General features: G+C 67.6%; 17 protein-coding genes. 13 read left to right on the forward strand and 4 right to left on the reverse strand.

Annotation, left to right across the window (positions count from 1 at the left end; genetic code table 11):
- Positions 1 to 2: 2 nt before the first annotated feature.
- The 3 genes from M2351_RS37670 to M2351_RS37680 are packed head-to-tail and all read left to right on the forward strand — an operon-like array spanning position 3 to position 2,127.
- Positions 3 to 554, forward strand: coding sequence for a type VI secretion system tube protein Hcp (locus M2351_RS37670; protein ID WP_264661097.1), 552 nt, complete (start codon positions 3 to 5; stop codon positions 552 to 554).
- Between the two features lie 3 nt (positions 555 to 557).
- Complete coding sequence (locus tag M2351_RS37675; RefSeq protein WP_264661098.1) at positions 558 to 1,142, forward strand: TIGR00645 family protein; 585 nt, start codon at positions 558 to 560, stop codon at positions 1,140 to 1,142.
- Positions 1,143 to 1,185: 43 nt separating this feature from the next.
- Positions 1,186 to 2,127, forward strand: coding sequence for a ligand-gated ion channel (locus tag M2351_RS37680; RefSeq protein ID WP_264661099.1), 942 nt, complete (start codon positions 1,186 to 1,188; stop codon positions 2,125 to 2,127).
- A 74-nt stretch (positions 2,128 to 2,201) separates the two neighbouring features.
- Here the strand turns inward: M2351_RS37680 and M2351_RS37685 are convergent, their stop codons facing one another.
- Together M2351_RS37685 and M2351_RS37690 are read right to left on the reverse strand one after the other, a co-directional pair.
- A complete protein-coding gene (locus M2351_RS37685) occupies positions 2,202 to 3,329 on the reverse strand; it encodes a helix-turn-helix domain-containing protein (RefSeq protein ID WP_264661100.1) in 1,128 nt (375 codons plus the stop codon).
- 109 nt (positions 3,330 to 3,438) lie between these two features.
- A complete protein-coding gene (locus M2351_RS37690) occupies positions 3,439 to 4,410 on the reverse strand; it encodes a response regulator (protein ID WP_264661101.1) in 972 nt (323 codons plus the stop codon).
- A gap of 401 nt (positions 4,411 to 4,811) precedes the next feature.
- Here M2351_RS37690 and M2351_RS37695 point away from each other — a divergent pair, with 401 nt between their 5' ends.
- Genes M2351_RS37695 through M2351_RS37720 form a run of 6 tightly spaced genes read left to right on the forward strand, consistent with a single transcriptional unit; the run spans position 4,812 to position 11,469 of the window.
- Positions 4,812 to 5,585 carry a hypothetical protein gene (locus M2351_RS37695; RefSeq protein ID WP_264661102.1) on the forward strand — a complete coding sequence of 258 codons (774 nt, stop codon included), beginning with the start codon at positions 4,812 to 4,814 and terminating at the stop codon, positions 5,583 to 5,585.
- Positions 5,582 to 7,558 (forward strand): MFS transporter, encoded by a 1,977-nt coding sequence (locus tag M2351_RS37700; protein WP_264661103.1) that lies wholly within the window; start codon positions 5,582 to 5,584, stop codon positions 7,556 to 7,558. Before M2351_RS37695 ends, M2351_RS37700 begins: the two co-directional genes overlap by 4 nt.
- Positions 7,555 to 8,586 carry an ABC transporter substrate binding protein gene (locus M2351_RS37705; protein ID WP_264661104.1) on the forward strand — a complete coding sequence of 344 codons (1,032 nt, stop codon included), beginning with the start codon at positions 7,555 to 7,557 and terminating at the stop codon, positions 8,584 to 8,586. Before M2351_RS37700 ends, M2351_RS37705 begins: the two co-directional genes overlap by 4 nt.
- Before the next feature lies 1 nt (position 8,587).
- Positions 8,588 to 9,364 carry a GNAT family N-acetyltransferase gene (locus tag M2351_RS37710; protein WP_264661105.1) on the forward strand — a complete coding sequence of 259 codons (777 nt, stop codon included), beginning with the start codon at positions 8,588 to 8,590 and terminating at the stop codon, positions 9,362 to 9,364.
- Positions 9,361 to 10,617: an ATP-grasp domain-containing protein gene (locus M2351_RS37715; RefSeq protein WP_264661106.1), complete on the forward strand. Its 1,257-nt coding sequence runs from the start codon at positions 9,361 to 9,363 to the stop codon at positions 10,615 to 10,617. The genes M2351_RS37710 and M2351_RS37715 overlap by 4 nt, the downstream gene beginning before the upstream one ends.
- Positions 10,618 to 10,671: 54 nt before the next feature.
- Positions 10,672 to 11,469: a hypothetical protein gene (locus tag M2351_RS37720; protein WP_264661107.1), complete on the forward strand. Its 798-nt coding sequence runs from the start codon at positions 10,672 to 10,674 to the stop codon at positions 11,467 to 11,469.
- A gap of 50 nt (positions 11,470 to 11,519) precedes the next feature.
- Here M2351_RS37720 and M2351_RS37725 read toward each other — a convergent pair whose 3' ends face one another.
- A complete protein-coding gene (locus tag M2351_RS37725; RefSeq protein ID WP_264661108.1) occupies positions 11,520 to 12,350 on the reverse strand; it encodes an oxidoreductase in 831 nt (276 codons plus the stop codon).
- Positions 12,351 to 12,456: 106 nt separating this feature from the next.
- On the opposite strand from M2351_RS37725, the gene M2351_RS37730 reads away from it, so the two are divergent.
- From M2351_RS37730 to M2351_RS37745, 4 genes are all read left to right on the forward strand, one after another.
- Complete coding sequence (locus tag M2351_RS37730) at positions 12,457 to 13,383, forward strand: LysR family transcriptional regulator (protein ID WP_264661109.1); 927 nt, start codon at positions 12,457 to 12,459, stop codon at positions 13,381 to 13,383.
- A gap of 374 nt (positions 13,384 to 13,757) precedes the next feature.
- Positions 13,758 to 16,589 carry a response regulator gene (locus tag M2351_RS37735; RefSeq protein ID WP_264661110.1) on the forward strand — a complete coding sequence of 944 codons (2,832 nt, stop codon included), beginning with the start codon at positions 13,758 to 13,760 and terminating at the stop codon, positions 16,587 to 16,589.
- Positions 16,549 to 17,367, forward strand: a complete 819-nt coding sequence (locus tag M2351_RS37740) for a response regulator transcription factor (RefSeq protein ID WP_264661111.1) — start codon at positions 16,549 to 16,551, stop codon at positions 17,365 to 17,367. The genes M2351_RS37735 and M2351_RS37740 overlap by 41 nt, the downstream gene beginning before the upstream one ends.
- A 231-nt stretch (positions 17,368 to 17,598) precedes the next feature.
- Positions 17,599 to 18,585 (forward strand): response regulator transcription factor, encoded by a 987-nt coding sequence (locus M2351_RS37745; protein ID WP_264661112.1) that lies wholly within the window; start codon positions 17,599 to 17,601, stop codon positions 18,583 to 18,585.
- Here M2351_RS37745 and M2351_RS37750 read toward each other — a convergent pair.
- Positions 18,555 to 18,785: a hypothetical protein gene (locus M2351_RS37750; RefSeq protein WP_209762169.1), complete on the reverse strand. Its 231-nt coding sequence runs from the start codon at positions 18,783 to 18,785 to the stop codon at positions 18,555 to 18,557. The two genes, M2351_RS37745 and M2351_RS37750, sit on opposite strands and share 31 nt — an antisense overlap.
- Positions 18,786 to 18,917 lie beyond the last annotated feature (132 nt).

Consider the following 18,917-nt stretch of genomic DNA (forward strand, 5'->3'; position numbering starts at 1 on the left):
CCATGCCCTGCATCCTGCTGGACTATCCGGGCATCAAGGGTGACAGCCTGTTCACCAACTACAAGGACATGATCGTTTGCGAGACCTTCGAAATGGTCTCCGGCAAGCGCGAGGTCGGCGGCTTCGAATACGGGGACAGCCAGGACGACGATCCGGTCAAGTATGTCCGCACACTGTACGGCGAAGCCGCGGAGCCGGTCGACAAGCGCAACCTCGGCGTGGATAGCCTGAAGCTGACGCGGCGGCTCGACATCGCCTCGCCGAAGCTGATGCAGGCGGCCTTCACCGACCCAGTGAAGGAGGTTACGGCAACGCTCTACTTCTTCCTGGCGGTTCCGGACCTCCAGGGCGGCGCGTCGGGCAACGACTTCCTGCAACCGTACCTGACCATCACACTGAAGAAGACGCAGATCACCCAATACGACCTGAGCATCTCGGACGGCAGCGACGAAACCATCGCGCTGGCCTTCGACGAGCTGAGCATGACCTTCGTCCAATACGTCGACGGCCGGAAGATCGGGCAGATCCGCGGCGACATCACAATGGCGAGCTAATCCATGACACAGACGAACATTTCGGCCGCGGCCGACGCGACGGACATAGTGGTCCCCACCAATGATGGCTGGCGGGCGGCCCGCAAGGCCGAGCATTTCCTGGAAACCCTGATGTTCCAGAGCCGCTGGCTGCTGGCCCCGCTCTACGTCGGGCTGGTCGCTGCACTCGCCATGATCGGCTGGCGCTTCGCGCAGGAACTGTGGCACGCGCTGCCGCACCTGCTGAGCGGCGACGAGGGCGACATCATCCTGGTCGTGCTCGGGCTGGTCGACCTGACGATGGTCGGCAACCTCGTGCTGATGGTGATCTTCAGCGGCTACGAGAACTTCGTCTCGAAGATCGACGTGCACGGCCACGCCGACCGTCCGGAATGGATGGGCAAGCTGGACTTCAGCGGCCTGAAGGTGAAGCTGATCGCCTCCATCGTCGCAATCTCCTCCATCCAGATCCTGAAGACCTTCATGCACGTCAAGGACATGTCCGACCGCGACCTGGCTTGGCTGATCGGCATCCACATCGCCTTCGTGATCTCCGGCGTGCTGCTGGCGACCATGGACGTGCTGGTCAAGAAAGCGCACGCGCACTGAGCGGAACGCTCGCGGGCACCGGGGAAAGGGAAGGGATTTTCGAATGATGCGGATCGTGCTGGCGTTCCTGGTGGCGCTTGTGGCCGGGCTTCCAACGCTTGCGGCGGCGGAGCCGGTGAAGGTGACGGTGGGCACCTACGTCAACCAGATCACCGGGGTGAACCTGCGCGAGAACCAGGTGAGCGTCGACTTCTACGTCTGGTTCCGCTGGGACGACGACAGCGTCAACCCGCTCGACACCTTCGAGCTGATGAACGGCAAGGTCGACTCCAAGACGCCCACGCCGGTTCGCAAGCTGAAGGACACCAACTACGGCCAGGTGCGCGTCCAGGCCACGCTGAACCAGCCCTGGGACGTGACGCACTTTCCGCTCGACCGCCAGACCATCCGGCTTCAGATCGAGGACAGCGACCAGACGTCCGACAAGATCGTCTACGTTCCGGACACGGAGAACAGCACCGTCGATCCCGACGTGTCGGTGTCCGGCTACGCGCTGGGCGGGACGAAGGCGTCGGTGAGCGAGCACCTGTACCGGACGAACTACGGCGACATCACACTGCCGAAGAACCATGAATCCGTCTATTCCCGCTACACCCAGTCGATCACGCTGGAGCGGCCGGATTCGGTCTATTACCTGAAGACCTTCTCGACGATCTTCATTTCCTCGCTGGTCGCCTTCCTGGCCTTCATGGTGAAGCCGGTGGACCTCGACCCGCGCTTTGGGCTCGGCATCGGGGCGCTGTTCGCGGTGGTGGCGAGCTACTTTGTGATTTCCGGCGACCTGCCGCGCAGCAGCGGCTTCACCCTGTCGGACAGCGTCAACCTGGCGTCCATGGCGATGATCTTCCTGAGCCTGATGCAGAGTGCGGTGTCGCTGATGATCTACGAGCGCAACGCCGCCCGGTCGCTGACGCTCGACCGCGTGTCGCTGGTGGTTTTCCCGCTGGTGTACGCGATCGTCTGCTACTGGCTGACGGTCCGGTAAGGCACGTCGCCGGCCCACGAAAAAGGCCCATTCCCCGCCGCGGGGAATGGGCCTTTTGCTTTGTCGGGGTGGCGTCAGCGGCGCCAGAAGAACAGGCCCTTCTTCTTGGGCTTCGGTTCCGGTTCCGGCTCCGGTTCGTCGTCGTCGAAGGAGAAGGCGTCTTCGGTGACCTTCGGCGCGTCGTCGGACTCGGCCTTGTCATCCTCGTCATCGTCGAACGAGAAGGCGCTTTCCGAGACCGCTTCGGCGTCCTTCTCCGTCTCGTCTTCGTCGTCAAAGGAGAAGGCGCTTTCCGCCACGCTGTTGGGTTCGTCGGTGGACGTGTCGTCATCGTCGAAGGAGAACGCGTTTTCGGCGACGGTCTCCTCCTCTGTGGACTCATCCTCATCATCGAAGGAAAAGGCTTTTTCGGCGACGGACGACGTATCCTCGTCGTCGTCATCGAACGAGAAGGCGCTCGCGGCCACCGTGTCCTCGTCGTCCTCCTGGTCCGAATTGGAGGAGTCGTCGTCGAAGCTGAAGGCGGCCAGCGCGTCGTCGTCCTCGTCCTCTTCCTCGTCGTCGTCCGACCCGCGCGATGCGTTGGTGCCCGGATTCTGGCGAAGCTCTTCCTTGAAGCGCTCCATCTCCTCGCGGAAGAGGCGGCGCTCTTCCTCCAGCGTGGCGAGGAGTTCCTCCTCGCGGGCGCGGGCGGCGGTGCGTTCGCGGTCCAAGGCCTGGATCAGATCATCCTGCCGCTGAAGCAGGGTTTCGTGCCGCTCCTCCAGGCTGGCAATCACCTCGCGGACATACTGTTCGACGGCGCGGAGCTGGAGCGCCAGGACGTCGTCCTCGGCCACGGCGCCTGCCGCCACGACGGCGGCCGCGGCCTTGGCCGCCTTGGACATCTTGCCGGATTTCGCAGGGGGCGGGGTTTGTGGTGCCGGGACGGTCGCCGTCTTGGTCGCGGTGGCTGGCGTCGACCGGGAACCGCCCGTGACGCCATCGCCGCCCAACCAGCGAGAGACGAGGATGTAGGAGACCTGAAGCTCCTCGGCGATGCGGCGGTAGCTCCAGCCCTGCGAACGAAGCTTTTCGGCAAGGCGCTGGCGGTCCAGTTCCTCACTCGGCATCGCAGGGCGGGAGGGCATGGCCGTGCCGGGTTCGCTCCCTTCGGTGTGGGAGGAGAGGACGATCACGTCCTTGTACTTCTGGTCGGTCATCGGATCTCCGCCGTCCTTCGGACAGAGTCCTGTCCGCAAAGATGGTTGCCGCTTTGGTTAAGCGCTGTCGATCCGGGACGTGTCCCCGTTGGTGCGGGTTGCGGTTGAATCACGCCAGGGACTGGATGTGATCCACGTAGCCGGTCAGGGCGGCAATCCCCTCGTCGGTCAACTCCACGAACACGCGGCGGCCGTCCCGCTCGTCGGCGATCCGCCGCACGAGGCCGCGTTCGTTCAACTCCGTGATGCGGCGGAGCGCCGTGGTCTGGGCGACGCCCGACGCCACGCACAGCGACGACACGGAGATGCGCCGACCGCGGAGGTGGTTGGCCATCAGGTCCAGCAGCATGTCCCAGCAGGGGTCCTCGAACAGGCCCTTGGGAAAGAACTTGTCGCGGGCGACGCGGGATTGCTGAAGGCCGCGCAGGATGTCCAGCCCGCTCTTGGCGTTCGCCTGGCGGCTGACCGCCTCCGCCAGCGGGATGGGAGCGGGCGGCTGCGGCAGGGCCACCGGCTGCCCCTCGCGCAACGACCGGACCGCTGCGATCAGGGCGAGGCCGTGGCGGTAAGCCTCCTCCAGCGCGTCGACACGTCGATGCTCGGGCGCCGGAGGGCTTCCCGCGTCGTTGGCGGCGCCCTGGTGGAGGGTCAGGGCGCGGGCCAGGGCGCCGTGGAGTTGGCTGCCGTCCGACGGGTCGCTGACGAAGTCCGCGACGCCGAGGTGGATGGCGCGGACGACATCCTGCGCCGTAGCTTCGCCTGAGACGATGACGAACTGGAGCGAACGGGCGACGCTGCGCCGCATCCGTTCGACCAGGGCGAGCCCGTCGAAATGGGGGCGGGCGAGTTCGACGGCAACGATGCCGATGCTGCCGTCCGACTCAAGCGTGTCGAGCGCCGCGATCGCGTTGTGCGTGACGTGGATGCGGTGGCCGTTGCGCTCGAAGGCGTCGCGCATGCCGTCGCCCAGGTCGCGGTTGGCACAAGCGATCAGGATGGAGGTTCCGGTGACGTTGAGGTCGGCGCTCGTCGGCACGGGGCGGACGGGCCACGCCAAGGGTCGCTCCATTTCGATCCGCATCGAAACCCTCCCCACCCAATTTCGTGTTCGCTGATCCAAATGGATTAACACACAAAGCAAACTGAGGTGGATGCAATCATGGTCCAAATTAGATGCATCGAATAACCATGTGCGCGTTGCGGCAAATTCGCAGCTATATGATGAAAGTCATACGTGTATATTGCGGCGATGACATCGAGCGCTGTCGGTTGCGCCGATTTTGCTGCGAAATAAAGAAAAAGTTGTAACGAAATTCGAACATAATTCTGATTCCGGGGTTGTGCCGGGGCGGAGCCATGTCCGCCGGTTCCCGTCCAGTCTGGACCCGTCTCGGAACCGGTGCCCGCCGGGATGCGCGTAAGGTGTGCTGGTCTCATCCCGGCCACAGACCAATGCGCCTGACCCTAACGACAAAGATCATCTTGCTGCTGCAGGTTGCGCTGTGCTTCGCGCTGATTTCGACCGCGGCGCTGTCCTACCTGAAGATGGAGCGCATGGTGGAGGACACCGTGGCTTCCCGCTTCACCGTGGCCCTGCGCGGGCTGGCGGGAGAGGTGGAGGGGGCGGTGAGCCTCGGCGTGTCGTTGAACGCGTTGCGCAATCTCGACGCGCTGATCCAGCGTGCGCTGTCGCGTGACGACCGCATCACCGGCCTCGTCCTCTTTAACGACGCCGGCGAGATCCTGGCGTCGGCCGGCCGCAACGCGCCGACCGGGACGATGCCCGCCGACTGGAAGGCCGCCTTCGCGCGCGACGGCCGGTCGGAGCGTGGCGCCAAGGTGACCAGCGGTGACTCCCAGGCCCTTCTGCTCGGCATCCGCAACGCCTTCGGCGGCGTGGCCGGCGGCATCGGCCTGACCTACTCGTTGAACGAGGTGCACGCGGGCATCCGCGGCACGATTCCGGAACTGGCGCTGTCCAGCGGGATCAACCTGATCACCGGGCTGCTGATCACGATGATCGCGGTCTGGCTGCTGCTGCGCCCAATCCAGCGTCTGCTGCGGGAGCTGACCTCGGCCGTCAAGGCGCTCGGCCATGGCGAGCCGCCGGAGATCACGCCGGAGATGGCGGACTTCGCCCCCGACCTTCCGCAATTCGCGGACCGCATCCTTCACTTGCAGCAACTGGAAACGGACGGGGCCGCCCACCGCCCTGCCCACTGCCCGGCCCAATCCCCGGCGGAGAGCGTGCGATGAAACTGTCCTTCGTCCGGCGCCTGAACTGGATGCTGACGGGCGTGGTGTCCGTCCTCATGCTCGTCAGCCTCGCCGTCCAGACCACCCACTTCAACAGCCTGTTCCGCCCCTTGATCGAACCGGAGCTGGCGCGCAAGGCGGAGGTGGTCGGCGCCTATGTGGTGGCTCAGATCGACCGCGCGATCGACCTGGGCATCGCCGTGGACAAGCTCGTCGGGATGGACGAGCTGCTGGCCGACACGCTGGCCGCCAATCCCGACGTGAAGTACATCGGCCTGGAGATCGGTGGGCGCCTCACGGCCTACGCCGGTGTCGACGGGGCTCGGTCGGGCGAGCGCCTGACGGCGGAGGCCGCTCCGGAGGCCGACCGGCCGTCCTTCATCGACACGGTGCTGCCACTGGAAAGCGATGGAGTAACGGTTGCGCGGCTGCATGTGGGGATGGGCGCCGGCTTCGTGCAATCCGCCCTGAACGAGGTCGTCTACGACCTGGGTTCGGTGCTGATCGTCGCCATCCTGCTGAACGTCGAGATCCTGCTGCTGGTCGTCGGCAGTTCCGTCGCCGCCCCCCTGCGCCGCGTGTCGGCGGTGATCCGCCGGGTGGGCGAGGGGCATCTCGGCGTGCGCGTCGACCTGCGCAACCGCGACGAGGTCGGCGAGTTGGCCCGCGCCATCGACTGGGCGCTCGACAGCGTCCGCCACCGCGCCGACCTGTCCGGGACCGAGCCGGTCATGGCGAAGATCGGCATGATGCAGCGGGTGGTGGAGCTGCGCTTCGCGATCTTCATCTTCTCCCTGGCGGAGGAGCTGACGCGCACCTTCCTGTCCGTCTACATCAAGTCGCTGTTCGAGCCGGTGCCCGGCCTGACCATGGAGATGGTCATCGGCGCGCCAATCGCGCTGTTCATGCTGCTGTGGGCGGTCAGCCAGCCAATCGCCGGCAGCGTGTCGGAGCGGCGGGGGCGCCGCGCCGTGTTCCTGGCCGGCGCGCTGATGTCCTTCGCTGGGCTGGTCGGCTCCGGTCTCGCCACCGACCTGGTCCAACTGATCGCCGCGCGCTGCCTGACCGCCATCGGCTACGCCAGCGTGTTCATCTCGGCTCAGGGCTTCGTCATCGACGCTACCGACCCGAAGCAGCGCGCCCAGGCCGTGGCGATGTACGCCGGCGGCATCCTCAGTGCCGGTGTCTGCGGCCCGGCCATCGGCGGCGTCATCGCCGGGCAGCTCGGCTTCCGCACCACCTTCCTGATCTCCGCCGGCTTGGCTCTGCTCGCTGCCTTCATGGCGTGGCGCGTGCTGCCGCGCGTGCAGGTTCCGAAGGAGCGGCTGGGCCGCGGCCTGCGCTTTGCCGATGCGATGCTGTGCCTGCGCAACCCGCGCTTCGTCGGGCTGGCCGTGTTCAGCGCGGTGCCGGCGAAGCTGGGCCTGACCGCGCTGCTGTTCTTCCTGCTGCCGCTGGCGCTGGATGACCAGGGCGTCAGCCAGTCCTGGATCGGGCGCGTGCTGCTTCTCTACTGGCTGCTGATGATCTTCGTGTCGCCGATGGCCGCCAAGTTGTCGGACCGGTCGGGCCAGCGCGCGGCCTTCCTGGTGGCGGGCGGGCTGCTCGCCGCGGCGGCGGCCTATGTGCTGTCGCTGCCGGGCTCACTCGCCACGGCGCTGGGCGGGGTGGCGACGCTGGGCATCGCGCACGCCCTGCTGAACGCGCCGCAACTCGCCATGCTGGCCGACGTTTGCGAGAAGGAGCGCGCCGCCCTCGGCGAGACAACGGTCATCGGCATGTTCCGTCTGATCGAGCGGCTGGGCTCCGTCGTCGCCCCCTTCCTCGCCGGGCTGTTCCTGGCCCACTACGGCTATGCCGGCGCGCTGAGGGGAATCGGCATCGTCTTGGCGTTGTGCGTCGCCGTCCAGCTCGTTCTCGGCATGGCCTTCCGGCCGCCGCCGGCCGACCTTCCGCAGAGGACCCCCGCATGAGCCTGTCCCGCCGCTCCGTCCTGGCCGGCGCCTCCGGCGCTGTGCTGGCCTCCGTGTCGCCTGGCTTCGCCCAATCCATCAAGCCCATCGCGGCTGGCAAAACTGCGCGCATCCTGGTGCTGACCCCGCGCAAGGACGTGGGCGACGTGCTGGGCTTCCGCGACTTCATCGGGTCGAGCGGCCTGGCCGCCACGGTGGATGTGCGGGAGGTTCCCCAGGCCTCGGCCCTGACCGGGATGCTGCCGGAGATCCGGGCAGCCAAGCCCGACCTCGTCGTGACGGTCTTCACGCCGCTGACGCTGGCGGCGGTCGGGCGCTACGACGATCCGGACCCGTCTCGCTACCTGACGGACATTCCCGTGGTCTTCACCTCGGTCACCGACCCGGTCGCCTCGCGCATCGTCCGCGGGCTCGACCGCACGGGACGCGCAGTGACCGGGACGCGGCACATCGCGCCGGTGGCGGTGCAGCTGAAGACGATGCTGTCCTACCGGCGCTGGAAGAAGATCGCCGCCCTCTACAACCCCGGCGAGGACAACATGGTCGTCGCCGTGCGCGACCTGAAGGAGGAGGCGCAGCGCCAGGGGGTGGAGGTGCTGGACAGCGCCCTGCCGCGCGACGCCGCCGGCGCGCCCAACCCCGCCGCCATCCCGGATCTGATCGCCGACGCGGCGCGCGCCGGGGCGGACCTGGTCTACATCGGGCCGGACACGCTGGTGGCGTCGAACAACAACGCGCTGGTGGCGGAGCAGGCGCTGGCCCAGAAGCTCGCCACCTTCTGCTCGACCGAGCTGCCGATCCGCCGGGCGAACCTGCTGATGGGGCTGGTCAGCCCGGCCGTGAACGTCGGGCGCTTCGCCGGGCTGAAGGCGGTGGAGATCCTGTCCGGTGCCAAGCCCGCCGACGGCATCGCGGTGGAGACGCTGAACCGCTTCTCCCTGCTGCTGCGCATCGGGGCGGCCAAGCGGCTCGACCTCTACCCGCCGATGCGCCTTCTGAACATTGCCGAAATCGTGCAGGACGCCTGACATGACGGTCCCCTTATCCCCCGACCAGACGGTCCACGCCGGCGTCCTGCGCGTCCGCCGCGGCGCGGCGGTCTCCATCCCGTACCGGCTGCGTTTCCTCGGTACCGACGACCTGCCGGCGCTGGAGGCCTTCCGCAGCTTCATCTTCGACCAACTGCCGGACATCGACGCCTATTTCCCGGAAACGCCGGAGTTCGCCGGGCTCCACCTGGGCGAGCGCGGCGTGATCCTGGGGCTGGAGGCGGAAGGGCGCCTGATCGGCTGCGCCATCCTCGGCCTGCCGCAGCCCGGCATGCCGGCCTTCGTGGAGGACCTGCCGCAGCCGCGACCGGCCGTCACCGCCACGGCCCATATGGCGAGCTGCATGATCCATCCCGACTTTCGGGGCAACGGGTTGCAGCGGCTGCTGGTCGCCATGCGCACGCTCCACGCTCTAGGGGCGGGGCGGACACAGCTGTTCTCGCGGGTGGCGCTGTCCAATCCGCTCAGCCTGTCCAACCTGCTGGCCGGCGGCTTCGTCGTGCGTCGCGTGCTGACCATGCACAGCGGCCGGCTGCGCTACCTGCTTCATCGTGACATGGGCGCGCCGCCGCCGGCCTGGATCCCCGGAAGCGAACGCGTCTTCGCCATCCCCGAGGTCGAGGAGCAGCGGTTGGTGATCGAGGCCGGCTGGATCGGCGCCGCTGTCGACCTCTCCGGCCCCGTCCCGCTGGTGACCTACACGCGGCCGGCGGTCGCGGCGGTTGCCGCTGAATCCCGCATGGAGGCGGTGTCGTGAAGACCGCCTTACAAAAGACTGCCGTCATCGTCGATCCCTACTCGACCGGAATCCTTCTCGCGCCGCGTCTGCGCGCGCGTGGGTACCAAGTGGTCGCGGTGCAGAGTCGCCCGGACCTCGCGCCCTCGCTGCTGCGCAGCTATCGGTCGGAGGATTTCGCCGGCCACATTGCCCACGACGGCGACCTTGCCGCCCTGGTGGAAAGGCTGCGTCCGTTGGACCCGGCCTTCGTGCTGCCCGGCAACGAGTCCGCGGTCGAACTGACCGACGCGCTGAGCGAGGCGCTGGGCACGCCGGGCAACAGCCCGAAGCTGACCGCGGCGCGGCGCAACAAGTTCATGATGATCGAGCGGCTGGCCGCCGCCGGCCTGCTGACCGCGCGCCAGACCATGGCCGGCAGCGCCGCGGAGGCGGCGGAGTGGGCCGCGCAGGCCGGCTGGCCGGTTGTGGCGAAGCCGTTGGCCAGCGCCTCCACCGACCATGTCTATTTCTGCTCCCGCCCGGCCGAGCTGCGGGCGGCGGCGGACAGCATCCTGGGCAGCCGGGACTTTTGCGGCACGGCGAACGACCGGCTGCTGGTGCAGACCTACCTGGACGGTGAGGAGTATGTCGTCAACACGGTGAGCCGGGGCGGGCGCCATTACGTGTGCGACGTCCTGCATTCGGCCAAGCGGACGCTGAACGGGTCGCCCTTCGTCTACGACTATTACCGGCTGCTGCCGCCCGACGACGTGACCGCACAGGCGCTGATGGCCTACATCCGGCGCGTGCTCGACGCGCTGGAAATCACCGACGGCGCTGGGCACGCCGAGGTGCGCATGACCAGCCGCGGCCCGGCGCTGGTGGAGATCGCGGCGCGCGCCATGGGGCCGGCCGGGTCGACCACCGGAATCGCCGCGGGCACCGGACACGACCAGGTCGATCTGCTCGTGGACGCCTTCGACGGTGCCGCCACGGTCGGCCCGCTGCTGGACGGCCACTATCGTTTCGAGGCCGAGGCGATGGTGCTCTACCTCCCGGTCCTCGGCTCGGGCCGGGTGGAGGCGTTGCCGGATTTGAGCGTGCTCGATCGGCTGGAGAGCGTGCGCGGCCATACGCTGGTTCCGCGGCTCGGGGATGTGGTCGAGCCGACGCTCGACCTCACGCAGATCCTCGCGAAGGTCTACCTCGCCCACCCCGACCGGGCCGTGTTCGAACGCGACTGGGCGGCGATCCGGGCGATGGAGGACATGCTCCAGCCCCGTCTGTCCTGAGGCCCATACACACCGACCGTCGTCATCACACCCGCACAGGAAAGGACAAGGACCATGGCGCACATCGCCTTCGATCAGCGCTGGGACAAGGTCAAGAAGGAATTCGAGGCCATCACCGGCAAGCACAAGCCGAAGGAAAGCAAGGGCATCTTCAACGCCTTCGGCAGCTACACCGGCCTGTCGAAGTCGCTGAAGTCGTGCGAAACCGCCTATCAGCAATGCGACACCACCAACAGCACGGACGCCAAGGCCGGCCAGAGCGCGGTCAAGGCCTACGGCGCCGCCTTCAAGGACTTTGCCAAGGCCAAGAAGTCCTACGTCACCGTGCTGGAAAAGGCCATCTACGACGAGTTCGTGAAGCGCGAGGAGAAGGACGCCAAGTCGGCCTACGAGCGCGCGCTGAAGTTCCTGATGAAGGAACTGGACGCGCTGGAGTCGACCATTGAGGCGTCGGTGGGCATGTACACCACCAAGTTCGACCAGGCCGCCAAGGACCAGTCGACTGAAGAGAAGATGCTGAAGAACTGGGAGAAGAACATCAACGGCGCGCTCGCCCGCGCCGCCGCGGGTGTGGCGAAGGTGAAGGCCAAGCCGGTTCCGGAAACCTACAACGAGCTGTTCCCGACGCTGGCGCGCGACATCACCATGCAGCTGGTCTTCGCGCGCAAGATCGACAACCTGAAGGCCGAGCCGGACTTCTTCAAGAAGAAGCTCGACCCCTGGGCGAACCAGAGCGGCACCGGCCTGCCGGTCAAGGTGCCGGAGGACTACACCGCCAAGCAGATCATGGATCTGATGAAGGAGTTCTCCACGGTCTGCAAGGGCGTGGTCCAGCTGGTCAACACCCGCTGACTGGAAAGCGTGCCCCTCTCCCGCCTCGGGAGAGGGGCATGCTGGGCCGGTTACTTCCCGTCGGGGAAATCGGTGCTGAGCGTCAGCTCCTTCCACGCGTCCATCTCGGCGATCACGGCGTCGAGTTTGGTGCGGGCGCGGCGCAAGGCGTCCGACCCGAGGAGGAGGTGCAGGGGCGGGTTGTCCGACCGCACGGCCGTGAGGATCGCCCGTGCGGCGCGGTCGGGATCGCCGAGCTGGCGGCCGTCCGCGGCGTTGAAGGCGGCCGAGCTGCTCCCGACGCTGGCGGCGTAGGCCGGATCCTCGGACTCGCTCCAGCGAACCGAGGAAGCCGACAGGAAGTTGGTGCGGAAGGATCCCGGCGCCACCGCCGTCACTTTGATGCCGAGCGGAGCGACCTCCAGCGCAAGGCTCGCCGACAGCCCCTCCAGCGCGAATTTCACCGCGCAATACAGGCCGGAGCCGACGCCCGGCGCGCGTCCGGCGATGGACGTGATGTTGACGATGTGTCCCGATCCCTGGGTGCGCAGGTGAGGCAATGCGGCCCGGATGATGCGGAAGGGGCTGAACAGGTCGACCGCGAACAGGCGCGCGACCTCCGCGTCGCTGGCCTTCTCGATCGCGCCGAGCAGGCCATAGCCGGCGTTGTTGACGAGGATGTCGATGCGTCCCATCCGGGCGAAGGCGTCCTGGACCGCCGCTTCCGCCGCGTCACCGTCGGCTACGTCGAGAGTCGCGACGTGGAGCGTGCCGCGGCCCGCCGGGAAATCGGGCGTTCCGCTGCGGACGGTGCCGTAGACCGTGTCGCCCTCCGCCAGCGCCGCCTTGGCCAGCGCGTATCCCAGTCCCCGTGAAATGCCGGTGATGAACCATGTCGTCATGCGGTGTCTCCTTTCCAGTCGGAGATACGCCGGACGCTTCAGGTTCAGAATGGGTGCAAAACTGACAGGGCTTGTAAGCTCCGCTTAAAAATTTCATCCTGCAGCGATGGATGCCCTTCTCTCCAGCGCGGACTACAACCAACTGCGCGCATTCCTGGCGGTCGCGGAAACGCTGAGCTTCAGCCGGGCGGCGGAGCGGCTGGGCGTGTCGCCATCCGCCTTGAGCCAGATGGTCCGCGGTTTCGAGGAGCGGCTCGGCGTGCGGCTCTTCAACCGCACCACGCGCAGCGTCGTGCTGACGGAGGCGGGGGAGCGCCTGTTCGAGCGCGTGCACCCGGCCGTGGCGCAACTCGGCGACGCCATCGGCCACGCCCGCCAGCAGCGGGAACGGCCGGCCGGGACGGTCCGGATCCACAGCTTCCGATCCGCGGCAGAGATGTACATTGAACCGATCCTTCCCAGCTTTGCGCGGGACTATCCGGACATCGTCCTGGACATCACGCTGGACGATGCGGTGGGCGATGTGGTGGCCGGCGGCTTCGACGCGGCGATCCGGATCGGGGAGGTGATCGAGCGCGACATGGTGGCGGTGCGGCTGGGGGCCGACATGCGCCAGCTCGCGGTGGCGTCGCCCGACTATCTGGCCGTTCATGGAGCCCCCACGCATCCCCGCGACCTCGTCCGGCACCGTTGCATCCGCTGGCGTTGGCCGGGACGCTCCATGCCCTACGCCTGGGAGTTCTTCGAGAACGGGGCGTGGTTCGAGGTCGTGGTGAACGGGCCGTTGATCGTCGACGACAAGCCGATGGCACTGCGGGCCGCGTTGCAAGGGATCGGCATCGGCTTCGTCGTCGAAGACGCGGTGAGGGAGCACATCGCGTCGGAACGGCTTGTTCCGCTGCTGGAGCCCTGGTCCGCGCGCTTTCCCGGGCACTTCCTCTGCTACCCGCAGCAGCGCCAGATGGCCCCGACGCTGCGCGCTTTCATCGACGCGGTGCGGGCCGGGCCGCCGGACGGTGTCTCCGTCGACTGATGATCCAGTCACCAGGGGCACACTGCAATACAGTCTCATACGACCATAATCGAACGCGGACGCCCTTGAGAAATATCCAGCGGCGCTCCCACGATTGGAAGCCCATAGGCTGATTGTGACTTATGACCACACCGCGGGTTCCGAGGGCGCTCGCGTATAGGATGAAATTCGGGAGACTTGGATTGGAAACCATGCTTTAATCGTTCCTGAGCGTCGCTGTTTCCTTGCCTGACGTTTTGCGCTACCCAACAAGGGATCGGTGCGGTCGAACAACCAAGAGTCGTTCGTGCCGGCCCTGGTCTCGTGCCTGCCACAGCCTAAGGACATGCGGTCCGGTGCATCGGTCCCGTCGATACCCGCTCCGGATCTGCCGCATGACGATGCCCGCCGTCGTTGGGTCGTTGATTTGGTTCTGGCTGGCCGCGGCCGTCCTGATTCTGTCGTCCGATCCAGCCAGCGCCCAGGATGGCATCAAGCGGGATGGCATCAAGGCGGAACACGGTGTCCTCGACTTGCGGTCGTGGAACCCCGGCAAGGACGGGGTGGTGGAACTGGACGGCGAGTGGCTCGTCTCCTGGGGCCGTTTGGCGGGTGAGGAAAGCTGGCAGCGGCTGCCCCTGCCGGATGGCAAGGTCTGGGTGCCGGTCACGCTTCCCCTGATCTGGAACGGGGTCGTACGCCCCGATGGCGGGCGCATGGACGGGCAGGGCGCGGCAACCTTCCGGTTGCAACTTCTGCTGCCGCCCGGAACGCCACCGCTGACGCTGCAAATTCCGGCCGCCTATTCGGCCACGCGGCTGTGGGTGGACGGGCAGGTCGTGGTGGCTGCGGGCAAGCCGGCGCTCGACGCCGCGACGGAGGAGCCGGTCTCCGCCACGCGCTTCACCACGCTGCCGGGCGGGCGCCGGGTGATGGAACTGGCGCTGGAGATCTCCAACCACTTCCACGTCGAAGGCGGCATCGGCCGCACCCTGCACCTGGATGGGAACGGAGAGCTGTCCCGGGTGTGGCAGCGCCAGTTGATGACCAACGCCGGCGCGCTGATGTCGCTGGCGCTGATGGCCCTGTTCATCGCTGCCTTCGTTCGCCGTGGGGTGTCGGCCGCGGCGGTCTATCTGGTGCTGCTGCTGTTCGCCTGCACGATGCGGCTGGTCTGCACCAGCGGCCTGCTGCGCCTGTTCTTCCCCGAGGTGTCCGAGGCTTGGGCTTATCGGCTGGAATACCTGCCGATCTACATGTTCTACCCGATCTACTTCCACCTGCTGCGGTCGCTGTTTCCCGGATGCCTGCACCGTTGGGTGGGCCAGGTTATGCTCGGTGTGTCGGTTGCCGGTGTCCTGATGGTGCTGTTCACCCAGCCGGCCTTCTTCACGCGCTTCCGCGACGTGGCCAGCCTGCTGCTGGTCCTCTCCGCGCTGTACTTCGCATGGTGCCTGGGTGCGGCGGCGTGGCGGCGGCATTTCGGCGCGCTGCTGCTGGGCGCAGGCGCCCTGGCCTTCCTGGCGTCGGTGGTGCACGACGCGCTGATGTACGCGCACCTGTTCCAGAGCATCGACCTCGTGCCCTACGGCGCACTGCTGTTCATGTTCTCGCACGCGCTGGTGCTCGGCCGCCGGGTGGTCAAGGCGCTCGACAACGTTCGCGACCTGTCGCAGGAACTTGCCGCCCTCAACGAGGGGCTGGAGCGGCAGATCGCCGAACGCACGCGGGCGCTGTCGGACAAGTCGACGATGCTGGAGCGCTTCCTCGCCAACCTCAGCCACGAGGTCCGCACGCCGCTGAACGCCCTGCTCGGCATGGTGCGGGTGATCCGGCGGGAAGGCGCGACGGAGCGCCTGGACGAGAGGCTGCGCGTGGCCGACGATGCCGGGCGCCATCTGGTGACCATGCTGGACAGCGTGCTGGAACTGGCGCGGCTGGACGCGGGCCGGACAGAGCTGGAACCGGAGCCGACCGACGTCGCCGGACTGGTGGAGGACGCGGTTGCCCTGATGCAGCCCTCCGCCGAGGAGAAGGGGCTGCGTCTGACCCTGGAGGTTGCGGGGATCGGGGCCACCCGGTTCTGGATCGACCCGGTGCGGTTCCGCCAGATCGTCCTCAATCTGCTGAGCAACGCCGTCAAGTTCACGGAGCAAGGCGGTGTCATGGTCAGCCTGTCCGCCCGTCCGGCCGGAGCAAGCGCGATGTTCGGGGGCATGACGCTGGTGCTGACCGTCGCCGACACGGGGCCGGGCGTGCCCATGGCGGCAAAGGCGATCATCTTCGAACCCTTCCAGCGCGGCGTTGGCGGGTGGCGCGACGGCACGGGGCTCGGCCTCGCCATCGTCAAGCGACTGGCCGGGCTGATGGGCGGGGCCGTGGACCTGCACAACCGGCCCGGCGGCGGATCGGTGTTTTCGGTCACGGTGCAGACACGGCCGGTGCCGGTTCCCGAGCGGGAGCGGACGGCGCCGTTGCCGGAGCCGGGGCTGCTTGACATCCTTGTGGTCGAGGATGCGCCGGAGAACCAGGCGATCATGCGCGAGTATCTCGCTCCGGGACGCCATAGGGTCGTCTGCGTGGAAACCGGAGAAGACGCGCTGGCCCGCCTTTTCGAGGCGCCCGTCGACGTCGTGCTGCTCGACATGCGGCTGCCGGGGATGGACGGCGTTGAGGTCGCCCGCCGCATCCGGGCGCTGTCCGATCCCGACCGTGCCCTAACCCCGATTATCGCGGTCACCGCCAACAGCTCGCCGGAGGACTGCGCCCAGTACCTCGACGCCGGGGTGGATGAGGTGGTGTCCAAGCCGGTCGATCCGGACGTGCTGCACGACGCGCTGGCCCGGCACGCGCCGACCGACGCCCTGCAGCCCGCCGCTTTCGCGCCGGCCAGTCTCTCGCCGTCCGACCGGGCGCGGCTGCGGGGGCATTTCGCGCAGGCGTGCCGCGAGGCCAGGACGGCGCTGGCGGACCGCTCGGCATCGCCGGAACGGCTGGCGGAGTTGGCGCACCGCCTGAAGGGCAGCGGGGCCACCTATGGCTTTCCCGAACTGAGCGAGGAGGCGCGTGTGCTGGAGCGTGCTGCTTTGACCCTTGTTCAGGCGGGGCCGGTGTGCGGGCCTGGGGAGAATGAGGCATTCAGCGACGCGATTCTGGTTTTGGAGCGCCGCGTCGCGGACGTGCTCCGTGCGATTGAAACCGGAGAAGGGGGAGGGGAGCTTCCATGATGCCGCCAACAGCGAGGTCACGGGAGCGTATCCCGCCATGAGCGTCGGGGCGGAATTGGCGGGCCGCACGGTCCTTCTGGTCGAGGACGCGCTTGAGACCCAGGACCTGATCGCATCCTACCTGGAGCGACAGGGCTTGAGCGTGCTGCGGGCCTCCAGCTGCGCCGCAGTGGCCGGGATGCTGGCCGACCAGCGCCCGGACCTTGTCTTGCTGGACATCAACTTGCCGGACGGCGACGGATTGGCGCTGGCCGAGCGGCTGAAGCTGGGGCAGGAGATCCCGCTGATCTTCGTGACCGGCCGCGACAGCCCGACCGACCGCATCGCCGGGCTGTCGCAGGGCGGCGACTACGTGACCAAGCCGGTCGACCTTCTGGAACTGCTGATCCGCATCCGGAACCTGCTGCGCCATGCCGCGCGGTCGTCGGCAGCCGCGCCCGCGGCACCGTCCGCGCCGGCGGACGCGCCGCTCGTCTTCAGCGGGTGGCGGCTCGACCTTGTGCGCCGCGCGCTGTTCCGGCCCGACGGCTCCTACCTCGCGCTCACGACGGGTGAGTTCAACATCCTGGCCGCGCTGGCCGCGATGCGCCCCAACCCGGTCAGCCGGGAGTATCTTCTGGACGTCATCAGCAACCGCGACCCAAGGTCGATCAGCGAGCATACGGTGGACACGCTGATCACGCGGCTGCGGCGGAAGATGCGGTTGGAGGACGGCAGTCCGTCGCCCATCGTGACCGTGCGTGGGGTCGGTTATGCCCTCGATACGGACAGGCCGTGATCGATAATTACCGGCACGCAAGTGATTTGTGTCGCAATGGTGGCGTGGAAAGCATCAACGGCCGTTGATACGCGAACGAACGGAGTAATGCTATGAAACTACCAACAATTGTTCGGCGGCCTATCGCGTAAGAGACAACGTTGCGGCGCCCGATGCTTGGGCGTCGCAACGGCGCAGGGGCTGCCACGGGCTGCCGGGCGACACCGGCGGACGAGCGGCAGGGGGTGGGGCATGCAGGGGACTCTGGCTTCGCGGGGGGCGGAATTCGGTGCGCCGGCCGGGCTTTCGGCGGTCGTACCCTCGATCCTGATCATCGGAAACGACCACGGCGCCGCCGAGCGCATCCGCGATTGTGGGCTGCGCGCCGGCCATCGCGTGCAGGAAGCGCGGGACGTCATCACCGCGCTCGGTGTCCTGGACGCGACGCCGGACATCGGCGTCGTCTTCGTCGACGGCGGTTCGCCCGGCTTCGACAGCTTGGCTCTGATCGAGCGGCTGCGCCGCACCCATCGGGGCGTCGCCTGCATCCTGGTCGCGCGCAACCCGTCGGCCGACGAGGTCGTGCGGGCGATGCGCCTGCAGGTCGCCGACGTCGTCACCGGTCCGGAGGACGGCGTCCAACTTGACCGGGCGCTCGGCCGGGCACTCGCCGCCCGCGAGGATGCCGGCGCCGACGTGGCGCCGACGTCGCCGGAAGGCTTCAACGCGGACGCGCTGGAGCAGGCCTACCGCCACAGCCTTGCCCTCATCGAAACGGTGCGGACTCTGCGGGAGGAAAGCGTGCCGGTCCGCGTCATGCCTTTCGCGTCGGGCCCGCGGGTGGTTCCGGTCCCGGTTGCGCCTGTCCTGGCGCCAGTCCTGTCTGCCGTTGCCGAGGCGGCGAGCGATCATCTGTCAATCCTTCAGGCCATCCAGCGCAAGCGCGCCGCCCGCGGCAAGTTCTTTCCCAAAGGCCTGTTCGAGGACCCCTGCTGGGACATGCTGCTGGACCTGATGATCAACCACCTCCAGGGGCGGCGCATCTCCGTGTCGTCGCTGTGCATCGCCTCGGGCGTGGCGCAGACCACCGCGCTGCGGCGGATCGCCGACCTGCACGACCGCGGGCTGGTGCGCCGCATCGCCGACGACAAGGACGGCCGCCGCGTCTTCATCGAGCTGACGGAGGCCGGTGCGGCGGCGATGAAGCGCTATGTGGACAGCGTCGGCGTGGCGGGCTGACGCGAGCAATCTGGCCAGGGGCAGTCACAGGCGGGAAAGCGGCAATTGTCGCCGTTCACGTCCCCCGCCTGCACCGCGATCTTGTAGCGCAGGCCGTTGGCGGAGTCGGAGGTGATCAGGCCGCAGGCCTCGTAGACCTCCACGTTGACGCGGGCGGACTGCAGGGCCACCCGCGCGATCTGTTTCGGGTCCTTCATCATGCCGGCATCATCCCGCTGAGGGCTCCCTTCCGCATCGCGTCCGGATGAGGAACGCGCAAAACCCGGCGATCGGCTTGCAGCGCTTCCGAAGGACTTCCTTCGGGGAACCGCTGCGCGTGCTCTGGGCTCGGT

The sequence above is a fragment of the Azospirillum canadense genome (genome assembly GCF_025961225.1).
GTDB classification, from domain to species: domain Bacteria; phylum Pseudomonadota; class Alphaproteobacteria; order Azospirillales; family Azospirillaceae; genus Azospirillum; species Azospirillum canadense.

Bases quoted from the DNA above. Each gene is read 5' to 3' on its own strand.
- M2351_RS37690 (WP_264661101.1), bottom strand. From the start codon at position 4,410: ATGCGGATCGAAATGGAGCGACCCTTGGCGTGGCCCGTCCGCCCCGTG.
- M2351_RS37735 (WP_264661110.1), top strand. From the start codon at position 13,758: ATGACGATGCCCGCCGTCGTTGGGTCGTTGATTTGGTTCTGGCTGGCC.
- M2351_RS37685 (WP_264661100.1), bottom strand. From the start codon at position 3,329: ATGACCGACCAGAAGTACAAGGACGTGATCGTCCTCTCCTCCCACACC.
- M2351_RS37750 (WP_209762169.1), bottom strand. From the start codon at position 18,785: ATGATGAAGGACCCGAAACAGATCGCGCGGGTGGCCCTGCAGTCCGCC.
- M2351_RS37680 (WP_264661099.1), top strand. From the start codon at position 1,186: ATGATGCGGATCGTGCTGGCGTTCCTGGTGGCGCTTGTGGCCGGGCTT.
- M2351_RS37720 (WP_264661107.1), top strand. From the start codon at position 10,672: ATGGCGCACATCGCCTTCGATCAGCGCTGGGACAAGGTCAAGAAGGAA.
- M2351_RS37705 (WP_264661104.1), top strand. From the start codon at position 7,555: ATGAGCCTGTCCCGCCGCTCCGTCCTGGCCGGCGCCTCCGGCGCTGTG.
- M2351_RS37745 (WP_264661112.1), top strand. From the start codon at position 17,599: ATGCAGGGGACTCTGGCTTCGCGGGGGGCGGAATTCGGTGCGCCGGCC.
- M2351_RS37730 (WP_264661109.1), top strand. From the start codon at position 12,457: ATGGATGCCCTTCTCTCCAGCGCGGACTACAACCAACTGCGCGCATTC.
- M2351_RS37700 (WP_264661103.1), top strand. From the start codon at position 5,582: ATGAAACTGTCCTTCGTCCGGCGCCTGAACTGGATGCTGACGGGCGTG.
- M2351_RS37710 (WP_264661105.1), top strand. From the start codon at position 8,588: ATGACGGTCCCCTTATCCCCCGACCAGACGGTCCACGCCGGCGTCCTG.
- M2351_RS37675 (WP_264661098.1), top strand. From the start codon at position 558: ATGACACAGACGAACATTTCGGCCGCGGCCGACGCGACGGACATAGTG.
- M2351_RS37670 (WP_264661097.1), top strand. From the start codon at position 3: ATGCCCTGCATCCTGCTGGACTATCCGGGCATCAAGGGTGACAGCCTG.
- M2351_RS37725 (WP_264661108.1), bottom strand. From the start codon at position 12,350: ATGACGACATGGTTCATCACCGGCATTTCACGGGGACTGGGATACGCG.